Annotated in this window: 8 protein-coding genes and 1 pseudogene; 1 reads left to right on the forward strand and 8 read right to left on the reverse strand. The window is 57.3% G+C overall.

Annotated features, from left to right (window positions below; genetic code table 11):
• The 7 genes and pseudogenes from ABYV26_RS13925 to ABYV26_RS13955 all read right to left on the reverse strand — a co-directional run.
• Positions 1–231, reverse strand: a pseudogene (locus ABYV26_RS13925) (carbon starvation CstA family protein); the annotation flags it as partial.
• A gap of 573 nt (positions 232–804) precedes the next feature.
• Positions 805–1,071, reverse strand: coding sequence for a YkvA family protein (locus ABYV26_RS13930; RefSeq protein WP_372681959.1), 267 nt, complete (start codon positions 1,069–1,071; stop codon positions 805–807).
• A gap of 84 nt (positions 1,072–1,155) precedes the next feature.
• Positions 1,156–1,608, reverse strand: coding sequence for a response regulator (locus tag ABYV26_RS13935; RefSeq protein ID WP_372681960.1), 453 nt, complete (start codon positions 1,606–1,608; stop codon positions 1,156–1,158).
• A 67-nt stretch (positions 1,609–1,675) separates the two neighbouring features.
• Positions 1,676–3,466, reverse strand: coding sequence for an ATP-binding protein (locus ABYV26_RS13940; RefSeq protein ID WP_372681961.1), 1,791 nt, complete (start codon positions 3,464–3,466; stop codon positions 1,676–1,678).
• Between the two features lie 271 nt (positions 3,467–3,737).
• The gene (locus ABYV26_RS13945) at positions 3,738–5,999 is read right to left on the reverse strand and encodes a histone deacetylase (protein ID WP_372681962.1); all 2,262 of its coding nucleotides are present in this window, start codon (positions 5,997–5,999) and stop codon (positions 3,738–3,740) included.
• A complete protein-coding gene (locus ABYV26_RS13950) occupies positions 5,996–7,660 on the reverse strand; it encodes an ATP-binding protein (RefSeq protein ID WP_372681963.1) in 1,665 nt (554 codons plus the stop codon). Before ABYV26_RS13950 ends, ABYV26_RS13945 begins: the two co-directional genes overlap by 4 nt.
• 6 nt (positions 7,661–7,666) lie before the next feature.
• Positions 7,667–8,563 carry a response regulator gene (locus tag ABYV26_RS13955; protein ID WP_372681964.1) on the reverse strand — a complete coding sequence of 299 codons (897 nt, stop codon included), beginning with the start codon at positions 8,561–8,563 and terminating at the stop codon, positions 7,667–7,669.
• 462 nt (positions 8,564–9,025) lie between these two features.
• Here ABYV26_RS13955 and ABYV26_RS13960 point away from each other — a divergent pair, with 462 nt between their 5' ends.
• Positions 9,026–9,247 carry a hypothetical protein gene (locus ABYV26_RS13960; protein ID WP_372681965.1) on the forward strand — a complete coding sequence of 74 codons (222 nt, stop codon included), beginning with the start codon at positions 9,026–9,028 and terminating at the stop codon, positions 9,245–9,247.
• 92 nt (positions 9,248–9,339) lie between these two features.
• Here ABYV26_RS13960 and ABYV26_RS13965 read toward each other — a convergent pair.
• Positions 9,340–9,527: helix-turn-helix domain-containing protein (locus tag ABYV26_RS13965; RefSeq protein WP_372681966.1), on the reverse strand; the 188-nt coding region annotated here is incomplete at its 5' end.

Here is a 9,527-nt window from a genome sequence, read left to right on the forward strand (position 1 = left end):
CTCCGAAATCGATTTTCCTTGATTGCGCATGGAGATGATCAAAGATCCAAAATCGTGCACCGCGCCCATGATGATGCTGCCAAAAAAAACCCACAGCAGCGCCGGTACCCATCCCCAGATAACGGCAATCGCCGGACCGACAATCGGGCCGGTGCCTGCGATCGATGTAAAATGGTGGCCGAAAATCACCTCCTTTTTAGTCGGGACATAATCCATGCCGTCTTCAAGTTCGACTGACGGCGTCTAAACAACACCGGATAGGGCAACTATTTTACTGCTGATATACTTGCCATACGATTGATACATGAGCAGGTACCCGACGAATGCCACCACCATAATCAATAAGGCATCCATAGTCATCCATCTCCTTTCCCTTGATTGTTCTGCCGGCAGATTGCCCGGATGGGCAGCCAAGACGAGCCTTCCGGCGGTTTATAGATCCGATTATATTACCTGCAGCGCTGATCGCGCCGTCGGATCGATGGGTTGTTCGACACCATCTGCCAACCCACTTACCCCGGTGGGTCAGCATAATACATGCCACAGCTATGAACAGGGCTCTCAGGTGCCGAATGACAGGCCCGCAGGCGATGATCCCATCTACGCTACCCGGCTGACAGGGAGTCGATGTAAAAAAAATTAGAACCGATTTTTGAGTTTTTTCGAATGGCGTGGACGAATCGAGGTTCCTGGGAGCTTCATGAAAAGAATAAAGTACCGCCCGGCTTCTTCGAACTGGCGTCGAAGGTGCCGTTAACAAAAACCGATTGAAACGGCAATGAGGCATCCAGGAATTGACGCCGCTCAACCGGCAGGTCGCCCACGATCATATCGTGCAGGCAGGGCTGCCGCCGGGCTTCGAATAACAGGTGTTCGGTGCGGCACCATCCGGTTCCCTCGCCGGCGATTGATTGCGCTGCTTCGCGCGGACAAACAACCCGGAATGAAATCCGGAATCAGGTCAATGGGACTGACGGCGTAAACCACCACCAGAACCGCCGCGAGTTTGACCTGCCAGGAGACCCGAGGATCCCGGCAGGCCAGCAAAGGCGCATGAACCTCCCGCTTCAACGCCCGGGCACGTGTTTTCCAGCGTTCCCATCCAGCCCGATGCGCCTGTCATTTTTTTTCGGTGCCCCTGTGCAGTGTCCGTAGCTACTTGGCAAAGAGCTTGAACGCATCCCGGGGGGACTCGACAACCTTCTGGATCTTCTCCTGGATGTCTTGTTTATGGAGCCCATCCTTTTTGTCCCAGGCACCTTCGATCTTGGCCACCAGCTCGTCGATTTCGCAGGGTTTGGTCAAGTAATCGTAGGCGCCCAGCTTGACCGCCTCCAGAGCCGAATCGATGGACCCGTGGCCGGTAAGCATCAGGGTTTGGGTGAAAAGCCCCAGCTTGCGGATCTCCTTCAAGGTGGTCAGTCCGTCCATGCCCGGCATTTTCAGATCCAGTACCACCACATCAAAATCCCCATTTTCAAGGGCCCGGATAGCCTCTGCCCCGCTATTGACCGCCAGGGTCCGATAGCCCCTGGCATCCAGCAGGCGGCTCATGTTTTTGGTGAAAACTACCTCGTCATCCACCAACAGTATCTTTGATCCGATCATCGCGACCTCCTTTTAACAGGGGCGCTGTGCGCCCGATGGGATAGTTCGGTCAGGCACCTCATGGTCGTCATGCGGCCCTTTCCAGCTGGTTATTGTGGTTGTCCGTCTCCGTCTGCACATCCGGCGACCGCAGCGGCAGACGGATGGTAAAATCGGTTCCCTGTCCCAGTACACTCTTGATATTAATCTGGCCTCCCAACCGCCTGATGATGCTGTAGCAGATCGAAAGTCCCAGCCCCGTACCCTTGCCCACGGGCTTGGTTGTAAAAAAAGGATCGAACACCTTGGCAAGGTTTTCCTCCGATATCCCACAACCGGTGTCCGACACCACGATCTCGACGATGCCCTCGGATTCCAGAAACGCGGAACTGACTGCCACGGAACCATATTGTTTGCTGTCATGGGCATCGATCGCGTTGGTAATTAGATTCAGAAATACCTGCTGGAGCTGAGAGAGATCCGACAGAATCGGCGGCACATCCGGCGACAGGCGTTCGAAAAAGGTGATGCCGGAAGATTTGGCCTCACGCGCCATCAGCTCGACGACCTCCCGGATATAGGCGTTGATGTCCACGGTATCGATGACGGACTGGGTCCTGCGGGAAAATCGGAGCAGGTTGTGGGTGACGCGTTTGCACCGTTTGATCTGCAGATCGATTTGATTCATGGAGTCGTCCATTTGCGCTCCGAATGCGGCATCAATTCCATCGGCCTGCCGGTAGGCATCTAAAAGAATTTCGCGTTCAGTTGAAATGATGGCCAACGGGTTGTTGATCTCATGGGCCACCCCCACGGAAAGTTCTCCAATGGAGGCCATCTTGCTGGCCTGCATGAGTTGACGGTTCAGGATCTCAGCCTCGGCATCCCTGCGCTTGACCATGTTGAGCATGGTGCGGGTCACCAGAACCGTAACCAGCAAGATGGAGGCGGCGCTCACATGCAGGAAAATGAGGACAGAACGATTGGCCCGCTTCTCTGCAACGAAGGCCTCGTCGAGGTCCTGCCGGACCACCAGCATCCATTGGGGCGCCTCCAGCCATGCGGTGCTCACGATCTGACGCACCGGCCGGTCGCCGTTGAAACCGGCATCAGCTTCCTCCTGGCGAACCCGGATGCCAGGGTGGACCTCGCCCACGGCAATTGAAGCGCTTTCCATGATCCGACCGCTGTAGCGGGGCGTGGTCTGATAAACGCCTTCCCCGTTGACCAGGAACACCTCACCGGTCCGGCCGATCATGACATTTTCCACCAACGCACGAAACGCCTCGGTGTCCACGGTCGCCCGCAGAATATAGGATCCGTCATCGTCACGCCCCTTGACCGCGATGATAAAATGGGGCTCTCGTCGAAACCCCAGGAACATGTCACTGATGTACAATCCCTTCTCCATGACCATATTGAACCAAAGGGCCTCGCGATAGTTTTTATCCATCAGGTCATAGGGACCCACATAGGCCAAGTGATTACCTTCGACGTCAATAACCCCTATATCTGTCAGGGTCCAGTGCTCCTGGTTGATCATGTCGAAAACGAACCTCAAACGACCCGGTCGGGTGAGGGCCTTCCGATCGAGGGTCATGGCGATCAGCTCAAGCTTGGAACTGTGTTCTTCTAAAAATAATTCGATGACCTTGTGGTGATGCTGCACTTCCTTGCGAAAGGCGTTCACAACCCGGGTTTCGGCAAAACGATTGTAGTGGCGGTTGATCCCCCATCCCACCAACAACAACGGGACGACGGAACATACCAGGGTCAGCAGGATAAACCGTCTGGAAAGCCGCCTATACCGGGATGGTCGATCGACCTCGGCAACAGCGGGGGTAGTATGTTCCGAAACGTTTGATGCTAAGTTCAGCATGTCGCCTCCTTAAACAGATCGCGGCTGTAGATCAACGCTTGTTTGCTTTTCAATTATTTCATTGTGAATCAAGGAACATGCCAAAAAAAATATCCCAAAATAATTTTTTTTTATAATATTTTTAATTTGTTATGTTTTTATATCACCATGTGTCGAGCTGCTCCCCAGTAGACGTGTCTACCGTTTGTTGACAGACGTGTCTCCCAGCCGGACTGCCGGCAATGGCCGGGGGACACGTGCAAATGGCGAAGATCGTCATTGCGCGGAAGCCTCAGACCAGCTGGGGCCAGAAAGCCTTCTGGACCTCGATCACCTTGGAGATACTGGCGGGGACGAAAGGAAAACGCTGGGGCTGGAAATCTGGTCGGTCATGGCCGTCACGCTCAGGTTGGCATAGTCGTTGGAGAAATTTGATGCCGCAGGCTTCGATGCCTTTGACGCTGTAGCCGCCCTCGAGCACAAAAGCGATGCGTCCCCGGCATTGCCTGTCGGCCATCTGAATCAACTTGGCGGTGAGCATCCCGTAGCCTTCCGGGGTGACCCGCATGCCTCCCAGTCGGTCGTGCAGATAAAGGTCAAAACCGAGTGAAACTAAAATGAATTCAGGTTTGAACCCGTCGGCCAGGGGATCGATGATGCGGTGGATCACGGTGGCATACTCCCGGTCACCGGCGCCTCTGTCCATGGGGATGTTCACGTTGAAACCTCTGCCCCGTCCATGGCCGATCTCACCGAAGTTTCCCGTTCCCGGATAAGCCGGAAAACGATGGGTGGAGACGAACAACACCGAATCATCGTCATAAAAAACAGCCTGCGTGCCGTTGCCGTGATGGGCGTCCAGATCGACAATCATGATGCGTCCCACGCCGTGAATCCTCTGAAGATAGCGAGCGGCCAGGGCGACATTGTTGAGCAGGCAGAATCCCATGGCCCGATCCGGCTCGGCGTGGTGCCCGGGGGGACGCACGGCGGCAATGCCCCGCAGGGCCAGGCCACCGCAAATGCCGTCCATCAGCCGAAATACGCCGCCTACCGCCAGACAGGCCACTTCCCATGAGCGTTCGGTGGTCTGGGTGTCCAAATCCAAGGTGACCAGCTGCCGGCCAGAGGTCTTCTCCAGCCGCTCCAGATAGTCGGCCGTATGGACCCACAGCAGTTGCTCCTGATCGGCGGGCTCGATGGCCATCGCGTGCCATCGACCGGCGATGCTGGCGTGGGCGAGGGCGCGGTTGAACGCCTCAACCCGTTTGGGGCTTTCCAGGTGAAACACCCCTTGCAGATGAAGGGCAAATCGCGCATCATTGACGATCAGGACCGTTGTTTGCGAATCGGGCGTTTCACCGGCGATGCGCACTTTGCCCGTTCGGGTGGCGACGTCGATGAGGGCCGTGGCCTCGGGGATCCGGTGCTGGTATTTCAGCAACCGGGCCAGGGCAGTGGTTGCCGGATACGGTTGGTGCCGCGCCATGAGACATCGATTAATGAACCTCAAGGCCGACTCTCGACTCCTGCCCCTGGAACCGCGTTGCATCCGCTTGATCGAAGCGCCGATGAGCGATTCCAACCCGGGCCTGAGACTGCCGGTCGGCGGTCGGCTGTCGTCAGCCATGTCTGCGATGGCAGTCAGCAGGTATCCGCCGGGTGTTTCCAGAACATAGCGGCACGATCGCTGTTCCCTGAAACCACAGTCCAGGTAAAATTTTCGGGCACCCACCTCCCCGTCCAAAAAAATATGGCGCACCTGGGGATAGCATGTATGCCACAGCATCCAGACCCCCGCCAGCAAAAACGTTCCCACCCCTTTGGGCGGGGTCTCGGTGTCTAAGTGTTGCGGCATTCGCCGGGCAATGTACCGGACTTCGATGCGGGTGTTCACCGCCTGTCGATGCAGCTGGAGTTTAACCAGCCCCAAAACCTGCTGCCGGGAGATGCATGCGTATATCCACGGCAAGGTTCCGTCGGACCAGCCCCGCAGAATAAACCGAACGTTGAAAAATTCAAACCGCGGCCCGGCCACCTGCAGCAGAGCGGCCCGGACCAGGGGCAGCGGCATGAATCGGACCGCCTGGCCCCCGCTCAGGTGGCCTGAAAAATGTTGTCCGGGCGATTTGGGGTCGGGCATCCGAAGCGGTTCATCCAGGCCTTCCGGCCGCATTGCCAGTCGGCGCAGTTCGTAATCCACCACCGCCTCAGCACCGGCCCGCCGGATGTCGCCGGCCAGTTGCCGCACGTTTCCGGACACCCATCGCGCGGCACGGATCTGCTTTTCGCGAAGTTCTCCCAATTTGAGAACCAGGGATTGTTCGAGGGTGGCGATGCCTTCTGCCACGAAATCCGTTTTGGGGATATCCACCCGTTCCCCTTCGAAATAGTAATAGAACCCCCTGCCGCCGGAGTCCCTCGCACGGCGGTCATCCGCAGTTGGAATGCTAATCCTGGCGGCGTCAAAAAGTTCCCGCAATCCGTAGCCGGATTCCCGGTCTACGGCATATACGGCCTCAATCGCCATTCCCAGGTGTTCACGCTTGATCATGGCCCGCCGATTGTATTTGGCGCTTGGTCTGCGTCTTGAGGGCCCTGATATTTTTCCGGCAGCACCATCTTAAATACCGCGCCACCCGCAGATGGCCATACCAGGGTCAGTGATCCTCCCAAGGCCTGAAGGATATCCCTTGCCACGGGAAGTCCCAGGCCGGTACCGTCGGGCTTGGTGGTGTAAAGCGGCTCAAAGATCCTCTCACGATCCCCCTCCGGAATGCCCGGGCCGCTGTCGGTGAAGGTGATCGCCACCCCCTGACCGTCGGCTGCGATGGCGATATGAATTTCTCCATGTTTATCCACGGCGTGCACGGCATTGAGCAGAATGTTCTGAATGGCATGCCGCAGCCTGCTCCGGTCGGTCCTGATCGCAGGCGCGTCATTGTCGACGGTTAACGCCAGCCGAATGCATCGCAAGTTCAGTTCCTTGTTCAACCATGTCACCAACGATTCGATCAGCGTTGCCAGGTTCACCTCGGCGATCATGGGTGCCTCGGGGCGCAGGCTGGACATAAATTCTTTAAGACGCTCCTGGGCCTGGCTGGCCGACTCCCGGACCTGTTTGAGGTCCTCATCCATCTGCGGGGTGGCGACGCCGGCCAGATGATTTCCCATCCACTGGGACGCCACGGTGATACTGGCCAGTCGATCCGCAATTTCCTGGAGAAGACCAATCCCCAGTTCCATGGTGGAGATCATGAAGCTGCTTCGGTGAAGCTGGCGATTCAGGTGCTGGATGCGCTGTCGCTTGGCCTCCAGCCGGCTGACCAGGGTATTGGCGGTCAGCAGGACGAAAAACACGATGATGACACCACCGATAATCAGTGCCCAGACGGAAAGGTACCGCATCTCCAGTGCCGGGGCAAACACCTCGTCGGCATCGAACCGAGCCGCCAGCACCCAGGGGGTCGACGAAAGCCAGGTGGTGAAGAGAATGGTACCGTCCGCCTCATGAATACGGGTTCCCTCGAAGGGCTCTTGGACACCGAGACCGGAGTCGGCCATCAGGCGCCACCCCGTCCGCGGGGAAGACAGATAGCGGCCGTCGGGATGGACCAGGAAAACATCCGCCGTGGAGAACGTGTTCCATCCCAGCAGCAGTTGATCCTGAAGCGTAACGGCATCGATGCTGGCCCGGATGATCAGGGAGGGTTGGTCTCGATCCCTTCGGACCGCGACACTGATGTGGGGAAGCTGTCGATATCCCAGCTCCAGGTCCCCGATGCAGACCCCGCTGGAAATGACCTTGCGAAACCACGGGCGATCACTGTAGTTACGGGTCTCCCGGGTAAAGGGTCCGGTATAGGTAAGCTGGTTACCGTCCAGATCGAAAACCCCTAGATCATGAATCCAGGGCAACTCACGGGTAAGGTCCTGGGTGTATTCGACGAAATGTTCCTGCTCCGAAAGAATGCGCGTGGGCATTCTGGAAACCAGGTTAAGCGCCACGACGCGGTCGTTTAAAAATCGGTCGAGATGCTGCCGGCGCATCGCCACGTCCTGGACGAGCATCTCGACGGTTCTGGATTTGAAGATCGCAGCCGCATAAAAAGAAAAGACGCCGCCGATGACCACTAAGGGGATGAATGCCGCGCCCATGAGGGCCGCCAGCACCCGGTACCATAGCCGCCGAAAATGCGGGTAATCGTTTTTCATGAAATTTCATTCCTCAAACGGTTCATCGGCAAACTCTTCGGCACCCTCAAGATAAACGAGCACGTCCCTCAGCCGGATCACCCCCAGTACCCGTCGGTCTTGGCCGGCAACGGGCAGGGTCCGCAACCCCTTTTCCATCATGAGGGCCGCTACCTGCTTCAACGGGGTGGCGGGCTCAACCGAGACGGTATCCGGGTGCATCACCTCGCCGACCGTCAAATCCGGCAGCCATTGGGGATTGGCGGACAGCTCTCCCCAGGTAACCGTTTTGAGCCCCATTTGCCGGGCGACCCGATTCACGACATCTTGCTTGCTCAGATGGCCGCACAGGCGGTCATGCTTATCCACGACAAAAAGAGTCTCGCCAGCCATCCTGGTCAGCCGGTGGTTGAAAATAGAAAACGCCTCGACGAGGGGGTCGGCGTCCTCGATGCGCCGGAACGCATGCAGGATCAGTTCCCCGGCCTGGGTTCGGGGCCACAGGATCGGTCGGCGTCGAATCTGCCCGACCGTGCAGGCCAGGTTTAATTTTGCCACCAGGTCCTCGATGCCGCATGGCTTTATCAGATAATCGAAAGCGCCTCGACGAATGGCTTCGATGCCGGTTTCCAGCGTGGCGTGGCCGGTGAGCATGATGACCGGCGGCGCTGGCTTTTTTTCCTGTATGCGACCCAGGGCCGTCAAACCGTCCATCATCGGCATGCGCATATCCATTACCACTGAATCGAAGGCCTGGGTGTCGATCAATGCGAGGGCCGTCAAGCCGTCTCCGGCCGTAACCACCTGAAAATTCCGTTTTTCCAAAAGGGTGCCCAGTTGGAGGACAAACCGCTCCTCATCGTCCACCAGAAGCACCCGCCGGGTCTGAGGGGGTTTTTCAACCAGAGCGTCTTGGATGACCATGGCTTCACCAAGGTAATAGAGTTTTCATTTCCATTCACGCCTGCCTTCTGCCAATCCTATCAAAAGCCGTGCCATTGCCTGATCCACCAAAAACTTGACCGGTACGGGCAATTCCAGCGGGAAGGGCTGGCCGATCTTGGGGATTCCCGTTTTTGCCTGAAGCGCAGAGAAAACCATCCGTGGACAGGCAACCCGTCACCTGTCTCCTGATTCTGGACACTGCAATCCGAAAACGAGGGCTGCGGGAAGTTTTTCCGTCGCGAGAATCACGCGCGGACCCAGCCGAACGCGGCCTCCGAAGAAATACCGGGTGCGTTTCGATCTGGCATTTGGCTTGCAGATTTATCATCCAGAATCAAAACAAGATTACCGGGATGCCCCCGCATCAGGGGCGTAGGTATCGGCCGCATTCAAAAATCGACGGGCGATCCGCTCCGTCCGCCAACCCCTGAGAAGTCGCCCATGCACACACGAACCCTGAACAGCGTCAGAGAGATCCTGCTTCCCTTGACCGGGGACGTTCCTCTGGAACCGTCGGTGCGCCTCAGCGATCAGATCACCACTGCCATCGCGGTCATGGTCAAGAATGATCTCCACATCATCACCGTCATCCGCGACAAGCGCCCGGTGGGTCAGGTACGCCTCAAGGATGCATTTGCCATTGTTGGCCTTCGGATTCCCTGAACGCGCAGCCTTTCGTTCAACGATTTTCGGATTTAACCATTGCGGATATGGGGCAAACGTGATCGCCGAACGCGTCCTTCTGCCCGCGGACCTTAATCCGTTTCTGGCCCTTGCATCTCATCATCGGGCACATCCTTGTAATCGTCCGTCGCAATGCCCGCTTCTTTCATGAGGCGGTGCAGGTACTGACGCTGGATACCCGCCTTTTGCGCCGCCCGAGTCACATTCCCGTCGTTGTCTCGCAGCAGCCGATCGATGTATTGCCGATGAAAAATGGCGA

The organism is Desulfosarcina sp. (genome assembly GCF_041551955.1).
Lineage (GTDB): Bacteria > Desulfobacterota > Desulfobacteria > Desulfobacterales > Desulfosarcinaceae > Desulfosarcina.

Bases quoted from the DNA above. Each gene is read 5' to 3' on its own strand.
- ABYV26_RS13935 (WP_372681960.1), bottom strand. From the start codon at position 1,608: ATGATCGGATCAAAGATACTGTTGGTGGATGACGAGGTAGTTTTCACC.
- ABYV26_RS13950 (WP_372681963.1), bottom strand. From the start codon at position 7,660: ATGAAAAACGATTACCCGCATTTTCGGCGGCTATGGTACCGGGTGCTG.
- ABYV26_RS13940 (WP_372681961.1), bottom strand. From the start codon at position 3,466: ATGCTGAACTTAGCATCAAACGTTTCGGAACATACTACCCCCGCTGTT.
- ABYV26_RS13960 (WP_372681965.1), top strand. From the start codon at position 9,026: ATGCACACACGAACCCTGAACAGCGTCAGAGAGATCCTGCTTCCCTTG.
- ABYV26_RS13945 (WP_372681962.1), bottom strand. From the start codon at position 5,999: ATGATCAAGCGTGAACACCTGGGAATGGCGATTGAGGCCGTATATGCC.
- ABYV26_RS13955 (WP_372681964.1), bottom strand. From the start codon at position 8,563: ATGGTCATCCAAGACGCTCTGGTTGAAAAACCCCCTCAGACCCGGCGG.